This window comes from Litchfieldia alkalitelluris, assembly GCF_002019645.1.
Classification (GTDB): domain Bacteria; phylum Bacillota; class Bacilli; order Bacillales; family Bacillaceae_L; genus Litchfieldia; species Litchfieldia alkalitelluris.
In genome coordinates, this window is the sequence record NZ_KV917374.1 from 4,456,454 (window position 1) to 4,474,781 (window position 18,328).

Genomic DNA, 18,328 nt, shown 5'->3' on the forward strand with positions numbered 1-18,328 from the left:
TCTAACTTTTTTTGGGCGCAAAAAAACAAGCTGCTGAACTGATCAACACCTTGTTTTAACTTGATATGGAATTTTACCTTTATTATCTGTCAGGTGAAATTACGACATGCATTCGTTCCTTGCTCCACCTACTTTGAATGTTTAGCGTCCCTTAAACCAAAAGCCCAGTTTTTCTTAGCTCTTCGCCTAAAAATTTTGCTAATTCCAACATTCCAAATTTCCCAGCTTTTGCTTCAGCATCTGAATTGTAATTTGTATTTGTATTAATGTCATAAGTAAATATATCTCCATCCGCATTACGGATAAATTCAATTCCTGCAACTTTAATATTATTTGCAGCCAGAACACCTTCATATTTAGTAATAATCTCTTCATTAAAACCTTCAATGATTTGGAACTTAGGTTTTTCTTCAACCTCTTCACCAACTGGGCAGAATAAATCACCGATGTGACATGCATCTGCAGGGCAAAGCTCAAAGCCTTCTGATGTATCTACTCTAACTGCATATTGGAATTTACCACCAACAAATTCACAACGTGTGATGTAGGATTCTGGGGAATAGATATATTCTTGAATTAATGTAATTCCATCTACTGGTTCCTCAAAATCTGGTCCATTTACATATGCTTTTAGGGCATCTACTGTTTGAAAAAGCTGAACTCCAAGTCCTTTCCCAGCTCGGTTATGTTTCGTAATAAAAGGCTGACCTTCAAATCCCTTTGCTGCTGCTATAACTTGTTCTTTGCCGACTGCAGCAATTGTCTTTGGTGTTTTCACTCCACCTTTATTTAACTCTAAGTACTGAAGAACCTTACTCACTTCAAGTTGAAGTGCTTTACTTCCGTTGATTACAGTTCTCCCATGATATTCCAGCCATGAAAGTACTTGCGCTGTGAACTCTGCCGCAAAACGATGATCACGTGTGTGAGATGAAGCACTCATTCGACTATAGAATATTCCCTCTGGTGGTTCTGTTGATAAATCTAATGTGCCTTGATCTAAGTGCCATTCTTCGTAAGGTAACCCTAGTTCTTCTAATCGGTTTGTTAAATGAACTGTCCATTCACTATTTTCATGTATCACATATATTTTACTCATTACATTCACTCCTATCTATTTCTCTAGAATTCTACTATTTCTTTTTTCTTCCACAAGAGGCATTACTCGTTTTGAGAAAAATTCCATCTCCTCAAGCTGTGGAGAAAATTGAAGTAACAATAAATCAAGACCAGTATCTTCGTATTGTAAGATCTTTTCAGCAATTTGCTCTGGAGTCCCCACTAAGTTAGGACGAAGCCCACGATTTGACACTGAATAATCTTGAAGCTGAATTTGTTGCTCTAACTGAGATTTACTAGTAAAGTCTTTAAAACCAGCATAACCACTATTTTCTTTCACATCTGTTATCCTTGCCAACTCTGCTAAAGCTTCTTCCTCTGTATCCCTACAAATGACATAGGCTGCCATTCCAAAAGAAGATAATGGTGGATTATTCGTTTTTGAACGACGTGTCTTCATGTCAGTAATTTTTTGCTCAATTTCTTCAACTGTTCCACCATGCATTACATAAGCATCACATAATTCTGTAATGGTCTGCTTTCCTTTAGGACTTTCGCCTCCAGCATATAAAATTGGATTAGGTCGTTGTACAGGCTTTGGCGATAGCTTTGCATTTTGGATATTATAAAAACGGCCTTCATAATTAAACGTCTCTTGGCTCCATAATCCTTTTAATACATGAATAAACTCTTCGGTACGTTCATATCTTTCATCATGCTCAGTGAAGATTCCACCATATTGTCTTGCTTCTTCTTCCCACCAAGCTGAAACAACATTTAAAGTAAATCTTCCATTACTAATTTGATCAATATTAGCTGCCATTTTAGCAGTAACAGCCGGGTTATGAAAACCTGGTCTCACTGCTGTCATAATTTCAATTTTCTCTGTCACTGCAGCAAGGGCAGCAGCTGTTGACCATGCTTCAAGAGAATCCTGTTCAGGACCTTTAATATCATTTAGATACAACTCTGCGATTAATGTTGTTGAAAACCCCCATTTTTCTCCTGATTGTATGACTTGTTTAGCATATTCATATGTAGGAGGCATTTGTTCATTTTCTACATTTCTAAGCCACCCACCAAAAATTGGTAACCAAAACCCATATTTCATATTCTCCACTCCCTTTGACTTTCATTCTAGGAATTCTATAATCCTCAAACCAACAAAAAACTCCCTTCCTAAGAAGAGAGTTCGTTTTACGTTTTATCTCTTCTTATCTATCAAACAAATTGGTCTTGTTTGTTGGAATTGGCACAGTATTCTATAAGAACCCGCTGCCGAGGTTTCAAAGGGCCTAATCCCTCCACCTCTCTTGATAAGAAATGCACTATATAATTTATCCTATTAAAGTGATAGTAAGTCACAGCGTCAAAATTGTCAACAGTTATGTATTGTGTAGCCAGCCTTTCGAATATATTCCTTTTCGAAACGACTGGATAGGTAAATAATCGGGTTTTACCCTTTAATTCCTTGAAGCCATTCTGAATAACAACCACGACATAATGTCTCTTCCTGTTCTTCATTTTTAGTATGAAATGTAACATGATGTAGTTCTCCTTCATTAACATCATAGTCACAATAAAAACATGTTGATGACATGAACTATCCCTCCTTTGAGAAATAGTTTCCCTAATGAATCATAGAAAATCTCAATGTAATTATATCCTTTTAAGAAACAGCTACTAACACTACATATTTTAAAAAATTATGTAAAAACTAAAATCATGTAAAAACAACCAAAAGAGGGAACTAAAATGATTGATTACTCTTCTGTTAGACGACCTAAAGCCTATATATCCCAATTTTCAACAACACAGCTACATTTAAGAAATCCCTTTGTGGTTGCATTTTTTTCTTTTTCATATCCTGGTTTTGGTAATTTAATGTTGCATCGTTATGCGAAAGCATTTGTTCTTATAGGATGGGAAATTTTTATTAATCAAATGGCCAATCTTAATCTTGCAATAATGTATTCTTTATTAGGTGATTTTAGTCAAGCTAAAGACGTCGTAAATGAGCGTTGGTTAATTTTATATGTAGGAATTTATATGTTTTCCATATGGGATACCTATCGATCCACAGTTGACTTGAACAAACTATACATACTAGCAGACAACGAAGATGCACCGATTACACCAATGATTATTACACCTTGGGATATTAATTTTTTAGACAAACGAAGTCCAGGTGTAGCTGCTGCGTGGTCAATCTTAATTCCTGGATTAGGGCATTTATATGTACATAAAGTAATCACTGGTTTTTTCATCTTTGGTTATTCCATTGCTATTATGTATTTTTCACATATACCACTTGCAATCAAATATACGATGGTTGGTGAATTCGCAAAAGCTACAAGTACACTTGACATGCAATGGACATTATACCTTCCCTCTATCTATATATTTATCATCTATGATGCGTATATATCCGCTGTCGAGTACAATAAATTATTTGAAAAAGAGATGACTAAGTATCTTAGAACGAAATTTCAGTCATCCAAATTTAAATTTCCTATATAATGAGGGATTTTTGTGTTAATCATTGCTTCTTTTGAAAAAAGTATTATGGTAGAAATGGCGATTTCAGCCCTCCAGAAACATGAAATTAATAAAGAACACATATTTGCTGCCACCTTAGATCAAAGAGATACACCACGACCTCTATTCGACTCTATTCATCAAGCAGATGGATTTAGTATGTTCGATTTAGCAGCCATCCTCGGAACTTGCTTTATGCTTCTTGGGGCCATCTATGGATATGTATTAACTTGGGGGCCAATCATTTGGGGAATTATCGGTGCCGTGTCTGGTATCCTTTTAGGTTTTCTGATTAAATACAGTCTTATAAAATCGAGAAAAACTAAATCACATCGTATCACATCAGAAGTCATTATAATGATTAGAACTGAAAAGGAAAATAAAGATAAAATTGAAAATCTTTTATGGGAGCATAATGCACTTGGTTTATCTATCTTAAAAGATCACTAAAATAAGTCTCTTGTTCTGAAAGATCGTTACTAATTGACTAAGTAAAAATTAGATAACAATATATTGCTTCGTTTAAAAAGAAACAGCCAAAATCAAATTAAAAAATGCTCGTTTTATTAGGTACTTGTCTTATACAAATTGTTTGATTGATACGTAATTTATAGTAAGGAGCTATTAAACTCCATTGAATTACAAGGAGGAAAGGAGGAGAATAAATGTTTCCACCAAATCGTTTTGGACCCCCAAGACCGCCTTTTACACCACCAAATCAGGGACCTAATCAACAGCAAAAGCCATTTGTTGATTATTTTAAAACACCTGACGGACATTGGGACTTTGATAAAATTAATGGTTCAATCGGTCAAATGAATAAACTAGTTGGGCAGGTAAGTCCTATAATTAAACAATTCAATGGGTTTATGAAAAAATTTTAACTTTAAGAACTGCTCTTCTTTAGCCAATAGGCAATTGAGATGCTCGCTTTAATTTATATCACAACTAGTAATCCACTAAAATTACCAGTCTTGTTATTCAGCATTTCAATCTGCCTAACTTTTTATAGCCTTGCTTAAAGATTGTTGCTCATAGAATGTTTAAAAGTAAAAGTAGTGTGCAAAAAAAATGATAATAAAACTTATTTTGGACAAGCAACATAGGAAAAAGGGTTGCTCCTATTGCAACCCTTCCCATTTCTCATTTTTCAATTAGCACCAAGCTGCTCCTACAATAATTAGGAGAATGAATAGTACTACGATTAAAGCAAATCCTCTTCCAGCTCCCCAGCCATAACCAGTAGTTGGAGCAACTGGTGCACCGTAGCCATATCCATAACCTGCACCATATCCGTATCCAAAGCCCATGAATTTCCCTCCTAGCTTATAAAAGTTCTATTCGTGGTTTTAATTTTTAGTATCCGTAACCAACGTATGAAGCACCAATAATAATTAGGAGAATAAACAATACTACAACTAAAGCAAATCCTCCGCCATAACCTGCAGCTGCACCCATTTCTTAACACCTCCATATGTGTTTACTTCAATGTATGTTGAATGTACCGATTTCGATATGGGCAAATCCCCATCTTCTTAATTTTGGGCGAATACCTATCTGAAAAAAGGTAATTTGTATAGGCATAAAGTCAAAGGGAATAATATAACCATTCAAATCTGGAGGCGAATTTATGATAAATATTCTAGAGAGCTTACTTAACACTTTAAAACTGGAAGTTGATAATGAACCCAAGTCCCCATTACATGTTGGTGAGGTTACGAGTTGTTGGATGTATGTGGCTTTGATGGATGAAGCAAGTATTTTTATGCAGGCTGGGTTGAATATGACTAATGACGATGTATTAAGAAAAGTGTTGATCGAAAGTTTGAAGCAATGTGATAAACAATCACAAAAGCTACGTAATTTTATGAAAAATGAAGGTGTTCATTTACCTTCTGTATCTGAACCAAGACCAGACTCAGATCCAAACGATGTTCCATTAGGGGCAAAACTAACTGATAATGAAATTGCTAACGGCGTATCAATTAAAACTGCAACAGCGATTATTCATTGCGCAACAAGCGCTTCTCAATCCATACGAAACGATGTTGGAACAATGTGGATTGAATTTATGAGTGATAAACTTGTTTTTGGTGTATCTTTGAAAACACTGATGCGAGAAAGAGGATGGATCAAGGTACCTCCTTACTATTATCCACCCGGTATGCCCACTAACGGGTAAGCAATGAAAAGTTTCGAATAAAAGGTTTTTCCCCTCTGTTTCTAGAACTTTCTACATATATATAAATATCTTAGTTTTAACAGGGGGGGATCACTTTTGAAGAAAATAATACCTTTAGGGTATCTTGGTGGAATCATATTAATCATAACTAGCATCATTTATTTTTTTGCAGCAAATTGGGAAGTTTTTTCAAGATTTGAACAATTAGGTTTAGCTGTAAGCTCCATGCTTTTAATTTATTTTTGCGCATTCTTGACATCAAAGCTGCTAGCACACCAAACGTTCTTGTATAGATGGTTTTTAGTTGGCGGCGCAATTACATTCGGAGTTAGTGTTGCATTAGTAGGTCAAATCTACAATTCACATGCAGATAGCTATATGTTATTTGTGATTTGGTTCCTCCCGACACTTGCATTCGCCATCATAACCAAGTATGTTCCGTTTTGGATACTAAGTTATATATTATTTCATCTTAGTTATTGGTTTTATCTTAATCCATCTTCCTACGTTATTGTTCGGTCTGATAAAGAGCAATGGTCAATCTTCTTCATATTAGCTTTTATCAACTTTAGTATATTTATGTTCATAATTAACAGAAGAATTCAATCAAAAATGATTCGTTATCTTAGTTTTATTGCTACACACCTTCTTTTGATAGGCATCAGTTTTTTTGAATTGTATAGTCCCTTGAGTGGTTGGACAAATTTAATCTATATCGTTTTCATTTTACTAACCTATTATTTTACTAAGTCTTATCATGATCGCGGGATAACAATTATTTTGTTTATTATGGGTAGTATCTATATCTTTGCAAAGTTAATTGAACTCCCTTTCTTATTAGATCTTGATTTCTTAGCCATTCAATTCATTGGAGTAATCATTTCAATTTCTTTAATAATTGGTGGAGTTTTCTTAGCTCGTAAAATCACATCAAATACTGCAACACCCTCCCTTAATATCGCTTTAAGAAGGATTTTGATCGTGATAGTCACTCTTTTCGGTTCAGCCATGTTTGTCGCTAGCTTTGGTGGACTTTTATTTATTTTTACATCAAGTGAATACTCATTAGTTTTTGTAAGTTTTCTGTTCATCACGATGGGGGTATTATTTAAAAAACTGGATTCCACAGCACGACATACAATCCTTTTCATTGGGTTTTTTTCAGGCTTAGCAGAAGCTTTTCTACTTTCAACAGCAATTACAATTTTATTTATAATAGTCAGTGTTGTTGTAACCATCATAATTAAAGATGGTGTTGTTCGTATTATTAGTTATTCAACGGCTTTAGGATCCTGCCTTTCTCTGATTCTTGATACTGTTAATTATTCGGAAAATATTGATTGGATATTGATCGTTTTTGCCTTCATGAATCTATTCATTGCCTTTATATTCTCTAAAATAGACGCTATCAGTAAGGTTGGATATTTTTATTTCCTAGCTTTTTTGCTCGTACTTCCAATCATACAACATGAGATTTCATTCGAAATCATCTATAACCTATTATTCTTTTTAGTCACATCCTTCTTAATTGTTTTATTTGCAAAGAAGGAACAGCATTTTTATATGAAATTAACCACTATTTTTTGGTTCGTATTTATAATCTTTACGTACTATGATTTTGTTTGGTCACTTGTCCATAAATCACTGTCCTTCTTTGTTATTGGAGCAATACTTTTTATAGTGACACTCATCATAGATCACTCCCGTCACACTGATAAAGGGATTACACTTGGTCAAAGAAAATGGGTACCTGTTTTGGTCATTATTATAATTCAAGTAAGTGTCCTAGGATACCAAGTAACATCTAATGAACTTTTATTGAAGAATGGAAAAGAAATCACCTTAAAACTAGCACCTGTTGACCCGCGTTCACTTTTACAAGGAGATTATGTTCAGCTTGGATACGAGGTTGGAGGAATAGATAATATAGAAGAGCTCCCTTCTGGAACTCGTGTATACGTGATTCTTAAAGAGGATAATAAAGGGATTTATCAAAGGACGAAATTAATAACAACCAAAATAAATCCTAAAGATTACCCTCTAGAAGAAAATGAAGTTCTTTTGGCAGGAAACTATAATGGTTATGATACGATTATCTTTGGAATTGAAAGTTATTTTGTAAAAGAAGGAACAGGGTTAGAGATTGAAAGAACAGTAGAGTTTGCGAAGGTAGCTGTATCCAAAAAAGGAGATGCTATTTTGCAGTCTATCTATTAATAAATATTAAGGTTTAAAATAGTAAAAAAAGAGGACGACCAAGTGTTCCTTAGTCGTCCTCTTTCACGTTTCATTTCTTTTGTAGCTTTTTATTTACTTCTTCATAGATCCCGACTGTAATCAGTAACATTATTAGTCCAATAGCAAATCCACCAAAAACATCTGTAGGATAATGGGCATTTAATACGATACGACTAATTCCTATTAAGAAAATAATAATCCCCATTATCCAGCCAACCAACTTTTTTAAGAACGTGCTTTGTGACTTGATTATCATGTAGTATGTAAGAAATCCAAAGAACATAATCCCGACCATCGCGTGTCCGCTTGGAAAACTATAACCTTCGGCAAAAATACCAGGATCAATTATTGGTCGATCTCTTGCAACCATTGCTTTTAACCATTTATTTAATTGATCGCCACCACCTGCAGCTATTACCAGAATCCCCATCGCAAGATAATCTCGGTATCTCCACCAAATAATGAAAAGTGAAATAACTAATACAGAGATGACTCCCCACTTAGATCCTAAATCTGTAAAAATCGTAAAAAAGCTTATAACAAGGTTTATCTCAATATCAGATAATAAAGCACCTATCGTTTTATCAACAAAAATCACTTCTCCACTGTTTAATTCATTAAGAAAAAACATGGTATATCCAGCTACAAAAACAGTTAGTCCTATAATTATAAAAAATAGTTTGTTTACTTCTTTTTTGGGATTAGTTTTAATCTCCATTACATATCTCCTTTGCTTCATTTAGCTTTTTTAACTACTCTAAAGAAATAACTTCCATTACTAAAATGTCTACCCTGAAAAAAGAAATGCTGAAGGCGCTCGTTCATCGGCGACAGGCATAAGACGAGTCGGCTAGAAGGTTGCTTTTTAACCTTCTTGCCGGATTGACTTATGACCCCGAGCCGATAGCGCCTGAAACTAGACACCAAGCTAAGTATAATTTTTCATCCTCCATGGTGCTAATTTTAATTAGCATAGATGTCTACCCTGAAAATACATAATGATGTAGAGTTCCATGAGCTGCGATCCACTTGCTTTCCGCGGGGTGGTCCGTGAGCCTCGTCGCCAGGGGCGGGCTCCTGTGGGGTCTCACGAGACCACTCGATCCCGCAGGAGTCAAGTGGCTCTCCGCTCATTCCACACTGAGGAGGTAACATTTTCATTCACCATGGTGCGAAATACTTATTTAGCATGGATGTCTACCCTGAAAATACATAATGATGTAGAGTTCCATGAACTGCGATCCACTTGCTTTCCGCGGGGTGGTCCGTGACTCCTCGTCGCCAGGGGCGGGCTCCTGCGGGGTCTCACGAGACCACTGGATCCCGCAGGAGTCAAGTGGCTCTCCGCTCATTCCACATTAGGTGAATGCACTATTTTCATACTCCATGGTGCTAATTTTAATTAGCATGGATGTCTACCCTGAAAATTTCTTGAACTCTTCAACTGAAAAGACGAACAAAGTATAAATACTCTACTATATTATCAAATTATTTACGACTAATACATCTACTAAATTTAAAATTATACGTTTTTTAGATTGTAATATAACATTATGGTTATTAATTGTTAAAATCGTGCTATAATTAAAAATTATAAAAATTATAAGATAATAAGGGGGATCTCTCACTTGCTAATCGATTTATATGAATCTCTTGAAAATTATTATGAAGAAATGGTGTCAATTAGACGGTATTTACATCAGCATCCCGAGCTTTCCTTTCAAGAATATGAAACAGCCGCCTTTATCGCAAACTTTTATAAAGAGTTAGGCATTGAAGTTCGTACAAACGTAGGAGGAAATGGGGTAGTTGCTAAGGTAGTTGGCAGCAAACCAGGACCAACAGTTGCATTGCGAGCTGACTTTGATGCACTTCCTATTACAGATGAAAAAGAGGTTGAATATAAGTCAAAAGTTCCTGGGGTGATGCACGCTTGTGGCCATGATGGTCATACAGCTTCATTACTTGTTCTTGGAAAGGTTCTTAACGAAATGAAGAATGAGCTAGAAGGTACTGTAGTGCTAATACATCAACATGCCGAAGAATATGGTCCGGGTGGAGCCATTTCAATGATTGAAGATGGATGTTTAGATGGTGTTGATGTCATTTTTGGTACACATTTATGGGCAAGTGCTCCTACAGGAGTTATTCAATACCGTGTTGGACCAATAATGGCAGCAGCAGACCGTTTTGATATCTCAATACAAGGCTCAGGTGGCCACGGTGCTCAGCCCCACAAAACGAAGGATGCAGTCGTTACGGCATCACAATTAGTGATGAATCTACAACAAATCGTTAGCCGAAAGGTAGATCCGACAAAATCGGCGGTTCTTTCAGTTGGCTCATTTATTGCTGATAATGCATTTAATGTAATTGCTGATTCAGCAAGACTAGGTGGAACTGTCCGTAGCTTTGATGAAGATGTTCGTACACAGATTGAGGTCGAAATGGAGAGAGTTGTAAAAGGAACATGTATTACTTCTGATTCAGAATATACATTTACATTTACTCGCGGGTATCCTGCCGTAGTAAACCATAAGGATGAAACTTTATTTTTAACTGAGGTAGCTGAAAAAGTACCTGGTGTTACTTTAATAGAGGAATCTGATCCACAAATGGGGGGAGAAGATTTTGCTTATTACTTACAACATGTAAAAGGCACATTTTTCTTTACTGGTGCAAAGCCTGAAGGTGTTGATAATCCATACCCACACCACCATCCAAAATTTGATTTTAATGAAAAAGCAATGCTAGTGGCATCTAAAACATTAGGCTCTGCAGTACTCCATTACATCAAAAGTGAAAAAGAATCATCTTTAGCAAAATAAAAACATACTAATTCATCTCTTTGTCCTTCATGGTTAATTGAAGGGCATTTTTTTTACAGAATTAAGCCTAATTAGTAAAAGCGTCCCTCTCTGTACTATTTAGGCATCATAAAATCAGTTAGTTAACTCCACAAAATTCACTTAAATCAGTATTCGCCTAGACACATGAAGAGAAAGATAGTTAAAGAAGCCATATACCAACATATTTGAGCGGAGCGCTAGCTTAGATTTCTTCTTAATATATTTGTGATTTTATCGATTGTAACCTCAATGGTAATTTAAACTCCTGAAGACTTTCTACATGTATAAAAAATTCATCGATATTATCATAATCCATTGACCATTCTGATACCTCTAATTTTTTTAACTCATCTATTGCTTTAAATAAGAATTCACAGTGAAGTTGTTCCATGTGAGAGTAATCATTATCTTCATATGCTGTAAACTGACGTACAAAATCAAAATAAAATAATTCCTCTCCAGTAAAGTCATAAACACCACATTGAAATAGAATTTCCTTGTCTTCTTCCCCTTCAACTTTCTCTTTTGAAAAAGCCTTAAAAGTGTTCCATACATATTTTAAATCCTCAGCATTTTCACCAATTTTACTCTTAAGATAACTTTCAGCATTTTTAACTGTAATCATTTCCTCACCTCTCCAAAAAAATCATCAACAAACATACAGGAAATATCGTCCATCTACACAATACCCGTTCGTTTAATAATTCGTATATAATATGTCCTTAATGTAAAGTTTAATAAGTAAAATACCTAATGAGAAATTATTGTAAATAAAAATTCATTAACCCTCTAACACCATAAGACTTATTAGTGATATTCTTTATTAGTGTTAATATTATTACATACATAGCGCCAAATTCTTGCCCACTACATATTTTGGGGAGATTCAAGAAAGGCCACATTTGTAGATGCCTGTTTTTTGTGTAAGGATGTTTTTTTATGATCGTTGAAAGGGGTTTTATGAAAAATGGAAATTAATTGGTTAGAATGGTTAGGATATTTAGCTTCCCTTATTGTCCTCATCTCTTTATTAATGAGTTCAATTATTAAATTAAGATGGATAAATTTAATAGGTTCCAGCTTATTTTCCCTATATGGATTTTTAATAGGTGCTTTACCCGTTGGGCTAATGAACTTAGGTATAGCCCTTATAAACATCTACTATCTTGTGAAAATATATAGCGCAAGTGCTAAGAAAGAATATTTTAACATTCTCTCGATTGAAAGCGATTCCGAATATCTAAACCATTTCCTAAACTTTTATAAAGAAGGACTAAAAAAGTTTGCAGATCTTTCTAAAATAAAAGCAAACACATATGATGTCAGTTTTTATATTTTGCGTAATATGGTTCCGGCGGGAGTGTTTTTAGGTTCTAAGCACGATGAAAACACCTTAAAGGTAGAACTTGATTTTGTTATTCCAGAGTATAGAGATTTTAAGATTGGCGAATTTGTATACGAAGACAGTAAAGATTACTTCTTAGATAAAGGCTATAACAGATTAATCAGCTATTCATCAGTTGATGAACATATCGTTTATTTGAGAAAAATGGGCTTTAAAGAAAAAGAGGAAAATGGAAGCAAATACTTTGAAAAATTAATTACGAAGTAGTCAAAAATGGCCCGTTAATTTGTAGTAAAATTAGCATGAAAAGCGCTTGGAGTTTCAAGCGCTTTTATTTTATTATTGCATTGTGGCCAAATAGGACCTCTTATACTGAACATGGGTTGTAAAGTCTACAATGCTTCTATTGCCAACTTATAGTCACCTAATTACTTTTATAAAACTAGCAAAACGTGCAAATCTAGGAGTAACTAAACATTAATCAGAAGCTTTGTTATCCTCCATACTTACATTATTTAATGTTTTAGCTAAATAAGAAAACGTAAAATCCTCATTACAGATCCGTTTTACCCTTTCTTTCCATGAGTATAGTTGATTAGGTACAATATACTTTTCAAGTAATTCACTAAAAGCTTTTGGATTGTTATATAGACTTTTTATGTTTAATTTTCCTCGAATCATATCTCTAATTGCTAGCGCAAAGTTGTAATCCTGAAAAAAAGCTGGATATTCTATATAAAACACCTCACTGCATATTACCCTAATTCTATAAGTATCTTACTATGTAAGATTTACATTATATATATAAACAAGAGTTGATTCCTCAACTCCTGTTTTTTGGTTCGCTTTAATTTTTAACAACCGGTTTTAAAGCTTCCCATTCTTCCCTCAATATTCCCATACGTATGGAATCATAATAGTTGTCTTCATAAAACCGTACCTTTCTAATACGAGCTTCCATTTGCATACCTAACTTTTCCGCAACTTTAATCATTCTTTCATTACCAGACCATGTGGTTAATCCTGCTCTTACAAGTGGCAACGAATTAAAGATATGATTAAGCCAAAGCCTTAGAGCACGAGTTCCTATTCCTTTATTCCAATTATTAGCTTGGTGAATCACGATTCCTAATTCTAACCATTTACATTGTTCATCTTCATAATAATAAGAGACCATACCACATACTACTTCATTAGAGATAATGACCCAACGATTCCCTTTATCTACCCATGTTGGTGCAGTTTCCATGAACGTTTTAAAGGGCATTGATTTATGAGGAAAATAAGGGGCATCCCATTTTTTCCATTCAGGGGCGTCTTCCTTATAAATTAATTCCCAAAGTTTTGGTAAATCTCGTTCCTCAACGGGACGTATAACTAATTCTTTATCTTGGTACATATAAGTCCTCTTTCCAAAGTTTTTTAGTTTTCTAAATTGAAAAGAAGATTTAGAATCTACTTTTCAATCACCTTGTTGAATTGTATGTTTTTCATCTTTATCACACCTTTCTCTTTATGGTTTTATTGTATCATTTTTCCAGTTGCTTGTTTAAGTAGTTTTTATTAACCCGACCTAACAGTCTAAACTAAGCTACCAGTTTAGCTAGTCTATTCACAACCAAAGACAAAGGATATTCGGCGATTCTTTGACTTTTATTTAACTCCACCAAAAACAGCAAGTTCCATCCACTTGAAATAACAGTCCGAATGCTTAAAACCGATTTCTCTAAGCCAATTAACCTGGATATCTACCCTTTCTAGAATATTATCATTCATGTCAGGGCGACTAAAATAGTCATTAGCTACCTCCTGTCGATCCCTATTATTATGAATTGAAAGATGTTCAATAAAAAGTTCATCATACAATTTTTCAATTTCAGGGGAAGCAGAAGCTGTATGTTCCACGTTTATGAAAATTCCACCAGGTGCTAAGAGATTATATATATCTTTATAAAGCTCCTGTTTCCTATCGTGAGTCAGATGGTGTATAGCAAATCCTGATACAATGCAATCAATGGAATTCGGCTCAGCAAAGTCTTTAATAGAGCGGCTAAAATCACCGTAGATAATCTCACACCGATTGCTATACTCACTCATGTATTTAACAGCTGCTTGAATCATTGGTTCAGAATGGTCTAGCAAAATTGCAGAAGCATTTGAATATGTTTTAAGCAAAATTTCAGCTAAAAAACCATTTCCACAACCTAAATCCATGATTTTTTTAGGATTAGGCATAAAATGATTTACAACTTGAAGCATGATCTTTGCTTGTTCAGCCCCGAAAGGAATTCCTCCCCTTACCTTTTCTAAATAATGTTGTGTAACATCCTGTCTTTGCCAATTTGTTTCCACCACTTTCCCCCCTTAAATATATAAGTATAAATAAAAAAGCCTATCGTCCTTTTAGAGACTAGGCTAATATACGTGGTACCACTTTTTTTGATTTGTTCCATTTAAGACAAAAAGACTCATTTACATAACTACTTTCGGATCAACCGTTAAGGCTTACAGTTCAGCCCTTAACAACTATGGGCAAATCGGGTACTATTGACAATATTTCACCGACGATAACTAAATAATTAATCAATACCTATACTTAACAGCAACGCACTTTAATATTTTAAATTTTCTTAATTTTATTACGAATATATCTAGGTAGTCAACCGTATTTTTCGTCATTCTAGGCAATTAACTCCTGTGGAATTGCGTAAAACTATTGCTCGCAGCGAATGAAACTCCATTACTAAGTTATTTTTTGGGTAGACCATCCATGCAAATTTAAATATTCGCACCATGGAGGATGAAAATGTTTTGTTCCCTCAGTGTGGAGGGAGAGCAACTAGGCAACTACTGATCTTTCGGTCTCGAATGCTTTTCATTCCTTTTGTTGGATTTGGGCATGTGAAAGGGAATGAAACAATGCTTTTCATTCCCTTTGTTGGGCTTTGGGCATGTGAAAGGGAATCAAACAATGCTTTTCATTCCCCTTTGTTGGGCTTTGGGCATGTGAAAGGGAATGAAACAATGCTTTTCATTCCTTTTGTTGGGCTTTGGGCATGTGAAAGGGAATCAAACAATGCTTTTCATTCCCTTTGTTAGGCTTTGGGCATGTGAAAGGGAATGAAACAATGCTTTTCATTCCTTTTGTTGGGCTTTGGGCATGAGTAAGGGAATCAAACAATGCTTTTCATTCCTTTTGTTGGATTTGGGCATGTGAAAGGGAATCAAACAATGCTTTTCATTCCTTTTGTTGGGTTTTGGGCATTAATATGGGAATTGGAACTCTCCGACCTAGGTATTTGCAGGATAGACATCCATGCTAAATTCTTTTTCAGGGTAGACATTTTAACTTAAAAGCCTTAACCGATAACAATTCATTGCTGTTTGTCCCAAGTGCTCCACTAAATTATAATTAGCATAAGCCCCAACAATGGCTCCAAAACCAGGAATGAGCTGAAGCATTTTCACTAAATCAATATAATCACGATACTCTTGTTGAAAAACTTGCCAATCAACTTCACGAAGCCTTTCTTTTTCAACTTCCCAATTCTCAATCTGTTCTAACAGATGTGGTCTTTGTCCTTCACTTGAGAAAGCTAACTGAAATACATATAGGATAAAAATTCGTTCCTCATACTTTTTAGTATCAAATCCATAAGTAGCCGCAGTTTCAAATAAAAATTTCATTTTGATTGATAATAGTAGAGGAAAATCAGCCATTCCAAGAAATATTCCACCAGCCCCTGTTCCTGCTCCTTCGACAGCAGCTGTTTTTTTATATTGGTTCATTAATTGAATTATTTTTTCATCCTTCTCCTTAAGCGACAATGAATGAGTATCCTTCACTTTTGTCGTATATTCCGATCCCACCAAAGTGGCTTCAACCATCTTCTTTATACTTTCAGTGATGACCTTATGTACTTTTGTAGGTATCTTTTCATTCACTTTATTTTGAAGTTTCTTAGACAACCTATTAACAAAAGAGGTCTTCCCAGTTATTTTTCTTTTCCATTGATTTAAATCCTCATAAATTCGTTCTTCATAACTCATCCTGCTTCCCCCAGGCTTCTGATCGTATAAGAAAAGGAACCCCAATGGAATTCCCTAAAAAATTTATAGCATTTTTAACAACCTTGTTTTGATATAGTGATTCACAAAGAAATAAATGAAGACCACTCCCACTACAATCAAGAGCAGTGCAAAAAGCCATTGTCCAGATACTAGAATAAAGATGCTAAAAATGAAAGTTTGAATCATCAGAATCGATGTCATTAACTTTAAAAATGAAGCTGTACGAATAGATAATGGTAGTGGATATAGATCTAACCATATCTTCAAATGGTGATGTCTCCACAATGTCATTAATTGATAGCCTGTTAAATATAGAAATAGTAATCCAATTGCCAAATTGCCATATTCCATTTGTAGAAAATACAATGCAAGGCCACCAATAATCGTTAATCTTATATAAATACCAAGATAATCGCTTGTGCGCAGAAATGTTCTTAAATATAAATAACCAAACGTATTTTTCTGTGAATACTTACTAAATGTAGTGATCCAATTTAACCATCTTCTTCTTTTTATGCGTTCCTGTAACTTAGGTACATCTGTAAATAAATTCGCTAATCGGTAAAAAGTCATCATACGTTTTGATTCTAAATCAATAAGTAAATCCCACTTCAGCCCTCTTTTGCTTCTTGCTTTATAAAAATAAGCTAATAAGCCAATCTTAATGGCGATAACTGCAAATAAAAGGTATACAGATACACTTTCAAATAAAAAGTAACAGAGTACGAAATTTAGAAATAGTCGAATGAGAATATCACTATATTTAGAGATTGATCCATATAGGAAGTGGATATTCCATGTCATTAATAAATTCCACATTTTGCTTAATAATACAATGACAAAAATAACCCCTAGGTGTGTTAATGTATGTTCTTCTGAAAGTTTTAAATAAAGAGGGGCGATTATTGCAAACAAAATTAATAGCACGTAACTTTGAAACACTGAACTTAACGTGTATGCCTTTTGAAAATATGTATCAAGCTTCTTCTCAATTGGTAATAAAAAAACCAAATCGGGTTCTTTCAGAAGTGTTTGTACTGTTCCGTTGGTAAGAAACATAGCTAATACAACTGATATGATGAATACATAAGGAATGTGATCTGGGAGGTCTTCTAACCACCGATTATAATAAAAGGCAGCCCCTCCAGTGAAAAAAATTAAAGCAATTAGCAGATGATCATTAAACATATATTTTAAATAACGGCGAATTTCCGTTGTGAATTGATTATATCTTTTCTTCCACAGTTCATTGATATCAACCATGGCTATCCCTCGTTAACTCTAGGTAAATATCATCTAAGGTTGCATTCGACATCTTAAATTGCTCTCTTAAGTCGTTTAAATTACCTTTAGCTTTCACCTTACCATCATGTAAAATCACGAACGAATCACAATACCTCTCAGCGGTAGCTAAAATATGAGTAGACATCAATATTCCTGCTCCACTTTGTTTCATTCGATTCATTATATCTAGCAAAGATTGAATCCCAAGCGGATCTAAACCCACAAATGGTTCATCAATTATATATAATGATGGTTCAACAAGAAACGCACACATAATCATTACTTTTTGCTTCATTCCTTTTGAGAAGTGTGCAGGGAAAAATGTTAGTTTCTTTTCCATCCGGAATTCCTTTAGCAATGGTGTTAACCTAATTTCGAATTCTTCTTTTCTGATTCCATAAGCCATAGCGGTAAGCTCTAAATGTTCACGAAGCGTAAGTTCATCATATAAAATTGGGGTTTCTGGGATAAAGCTGAACTGTGAACGATATTGTTCCAAATCTTCTTGTATTGTTTTGCCGTTGATCTTAATTTGTCCACTTCTAGGCTCCATTAGACCAATAATGTGTTTGATTGTTGTACTTTTTCCAGCTCCATTCAAGCCGATTAAACCAACAATTTCATTTTTATTTACGGTGAATGATACGTCGTTTAAAACAGGATTTCGGGTATAGCCCCCTGTTATTTGTTCGATTTCTAATAGTCTCATGATATTAATTCCTTTCTCATCATTTAACTTTTTATACTACATTCATGATATCA

Annotated in this window: 20 protein-coding genes and 1 riboswitch; of the genes, 7 read left to right on the forward strand and 13 right to left on the reverse strand. The window is 34.6% G+C overall.

Going from position 1 to position 18,328, the window contains the following annotated elements:
- Positions 1-151: 151 nt before the first annotated feature.
- The 3 genes from BK579_RS20995 to BK579_RS25855 all read right to left on the reverse strand — a co-directional run bounded on the left by BK579_RS20995 (position 152) and on the right by BK579_RS25855 (position 2,659).
- A complete protein-coding gene (locus BK579_RS20995) occupies positions 152-1,099 on the reverse strand; it encodes an ATP-grasp domain-containing protein (RefSeq protein WP_078548880.1) in 948 nt (315 codons plus the stop codon).
- Between the two features lie 15 nt (positions 1,100-1,114).
- Positions 1,115-2,170, reverse strand: a complete 1,056-nt coding sequence (locus BK579_RS21000; protein WP_078548883.1) for an LLM class flavin-dependent oxidoreductase — start codon at positions 2,168-2,170, stop codon at positions 1,115-1,117.
- A 100-nt stretch (positions 2,171-2,270) separates the two neighbouring features.
- Positions 2,271-2,382: riboswitch (SAM riboswitch) on the reverse strand.
- Between the two features lie 133 nt (positions 2,383-2,515).
- Positions 2,516-2,659 carry a hypothetical protein gene (locus tag BK579_RS25855; protein ID WP_169891212.1) on the reverse strand — a complete coding sequence of 48 codons (144 nt, stop codon included), beginning with the start codon at positions 2,657-2,659 and terminating at the stop codon, positions 2,516-2,518.
- Positions 2,660-2,814: 155 nt separating this feature from the next.
- Here BK579_RS25855 and BK579_RS21005 point away from each other — a divergent pair, with 155 nt between their 5' ends.
- The 3 genes from BK579_RS21005 to BK579_RS21015 all read left to right on the forward strand — a co-directional run bounded on the left by BK579_RS21005 (position 2,815) and on the right by BK579_RS21015 (position 4,481).
- The gene (locus BK579_RS21005) at positions 2,815-3,579 is read left to right on the forward strand and encodes a hypothetical protein (RefSeq protein ID WP_078548886.1); all 765 of its coding nucleotides are present in this window, start codon (positions 2,815-2,817) and stop codon (positions 3,577-3,579) included.
- A 12-nt stretch (positions 3,580-3,591) separates the two neighbouring features.
- On the forward strand, positions 3,592-4,047 hold the full coding sequence (locus BK579_RS21010) for a hypothetical protein (protein WP_078548889.1): 456 nt from the start codon (positions 3,592-3,594) through the stop codon (positions 4,045-4,047).
- Positions 4,048-4,262: 215 nt separating this feature from the next.
- Positions 4,263-4,481, forward strand: coding sequence for a YppG family protein (locus BK579_RS21015; protein ID WP_078548891.1), 219 nt, complete (start codon positions 4,263-4,265; stop codon positions 4,479-4,481).
- Positions 4,482-4,751: 270 nt separating this feature from the next.
- Here the strand turns inward: BK579_RS21015 and BK579_RS21020 are convergent, their stop codons facing one another.
- Positions 4,752-4,907 carry a YjcZ family sporulation protein gene (locus BK579_RS21020; protein ID WP_078548894.1) on the reverse strand — a complete coding sequence of 52 codons (156 nt, stop codon included), beginning with the start codon at positions 4,905-4,907 and terminating at the stop codon, positions 4,752-4,754.
- 46 nt (positions 4,908-4,953) lie between these two features.
- Entirely contained in the window at positions 4,954-5,055 is a 102-nt protein-coding gene (locus BK579_RS21025) for a YjcZ family sporulation protein (RefSeq protein ID WP_078548897.1), read from the reverse strand.
- Positions 5,056-5,227: 172 nt separating this feature from the next.
- On the opposite strand from BK579_RS21025, the gene BK579_RS21030 reads away from it, so the two are divergent.
- The gene (locus BK579_RS21030; RefSeq protein ID WP_078548899.1) at positions 5,228-5,779 is read left to right on the forward strand and encodes a DUF3231 family protein; all 552 of its coding nucleotides are present in this window, start codon (positions 5,228-5,230) and stop codon (positions 5,777-5,779) included.
- A gap of 96 nt (positions 5,780-5,875) precedes the next feature.
- Positions 5,876-7,996, forward strand: coding sequence for a GDYXXLXY domain-containing protein (locus tag BK579_RS21035; RefSeq protein WP_078548902.1), 2,121 nt, complete (start codon positions 5,876-5,878; stop codon positions 7,994-7,996).
- Positions 7,997-8,066: 70 nt separating this feature from the next.
- Here the strand turns inward: BK579_RS21035 and BK579_RS21040 are convergent, their stop codons facing one another.
- Complete coding sequence (locus BK579_RS21040) at positions 8,067-8,735, reverse strand: phosphatase PAP2 family protein (RefSeq protein WP_169891213.1); 669 nt, start codon at positions 8,733-8,735, stop codon at positions 8,067-8,069.
- 955 nt (positions 8,736-9,690) lie between these two features.
- On the opposite strand from BK579_RS21040, the gene BK579_RS21045 reads away from it, so the two are divergent.
- Positions 9,691-10,845: a M20 family metallopeptidase gene (locus tag BK579_RS21045; protein ID WP_078550745.1), complete on the forward strand. Its 1,155-nt coding sequence runs from the start codon at positions 9,691-9,693 to the stop codon at positions 10,843-10,845.
- 235 nt (positions 10,846-11,080) lie between these two features.
- On the opposite strand, the gene BK579_RS21050 is transcribed toward BK579_RS21045, so the two are convergent.
- Positions 11,081-11,491 carry a hypothetical protein gene (locus BK579_RS21050; RefSeq protein WP_078548907.1) on the reverse strand — a complete coding sequence of 137 codons (411 nt, stop codon included), beginning with the start codon at positions 11,489-11,491 and terminating at the stop codon, positions 11,081-11,083.
- 342 nt (positions 11,492-11,833) lie between these two features.
- Between BK579_RS21050 and BK579_RS21055 the strand changes: the two genes are divergently transcribed.
- Positions 11,834-12,478 carry a YgjV family protein gene (locus BK579_RS21055; RefSeq protein ID WP_078548910.1) on the forward strand — a complete coding sequence of 215 codons (645 nt, stop codon included), beginning with the start codon at positions 11,834-11,836 and terminating at the stop codon, positions 12,476-12,478.
- Positions 12,479-12,688: 210 nt separating this feature from the next.
- On the opposite strand, the gene BK579_RS21060 is transcribed toward BK579_RS21055, so the two are convergent.
- The 6 genes from BK579_RS21060 to BK579_RS21090 form a co-directional block, all read right to left on the reverse strand.
- Complete coding sequence (locus BK579_RS21060; RefSeq protein ID WP_078548913.1) at positions 12,689-12,955, reverse strand: hypothetical protein; 267 nt, start codon at positions 12,953-12,955, stop codon at positions 12,689-12,691.
- A 103-nt stretch (positions 12,956-13,058) separates the two neighbouring features.
- Positions 13,059-13,610, reverse strand: coding sequence for a GNAT family N-acetyltransferase (locus BK579_RS21065; RefSeq protein WP_078548916.1), 552 nt, complete (start codon positions 13,608-13,610; stop codon positions 13,059-13,061).
- A gap of 254 nt (positions 13,611-13,864) precedes the next feature.
- Positions 13,865-14,563: a class I SAM-dependent methyltransferase gene (locus BK579_RS21070; protein ID WP_235848500.1), complete on the reverse strand. Its 699-nt coding sequence runs from the start codon at positions 14,561-14,563 to the stop codon at positions 13,865-13,867.
- Positions 14,564-15,556: 993 nt separating this feature from the next.
- Positions 15,557-16,261 carry an EcsC family protein gene (locus BK579_RS21080; protein WP_078548922.1) on the reverse strand — a complete coding sequence of 235 codons (705 nt, stop codon included), beginning with the start codon at positions 16,259-16,261 and terminating at the stop codon, positions 15,557-15,559.
- A gap of 63 nt (positions 16,262-16,324) precedes the next feature.
- Positions 16,325-17,545, reverse strand: coding sequence for an ABC transporter permease (locus BK579_RS21085; protein WP_078548925.1), 1,221 nt, complete (start codon positions 17,543-17,545; stop codon positions 16,325-16,327).
- On the reverse strand, positions 17,538-18,275 hold the full coding sequence (locus tag BK579_RS21090; protein ID WP_078548928.1) for an ABC transporter ATP-binding protein: 738 nt from the start codon (positions 18,273-18,275) through the stop codon (positions 17,538-17,540). The genes BK579_RS21085 and BK579_RS21090 overlap by 8 nt, the downstream gene beginning before the upstream one ends.
- Positions 18,276-18,328 lie beyond the last annotated feature (53 nt).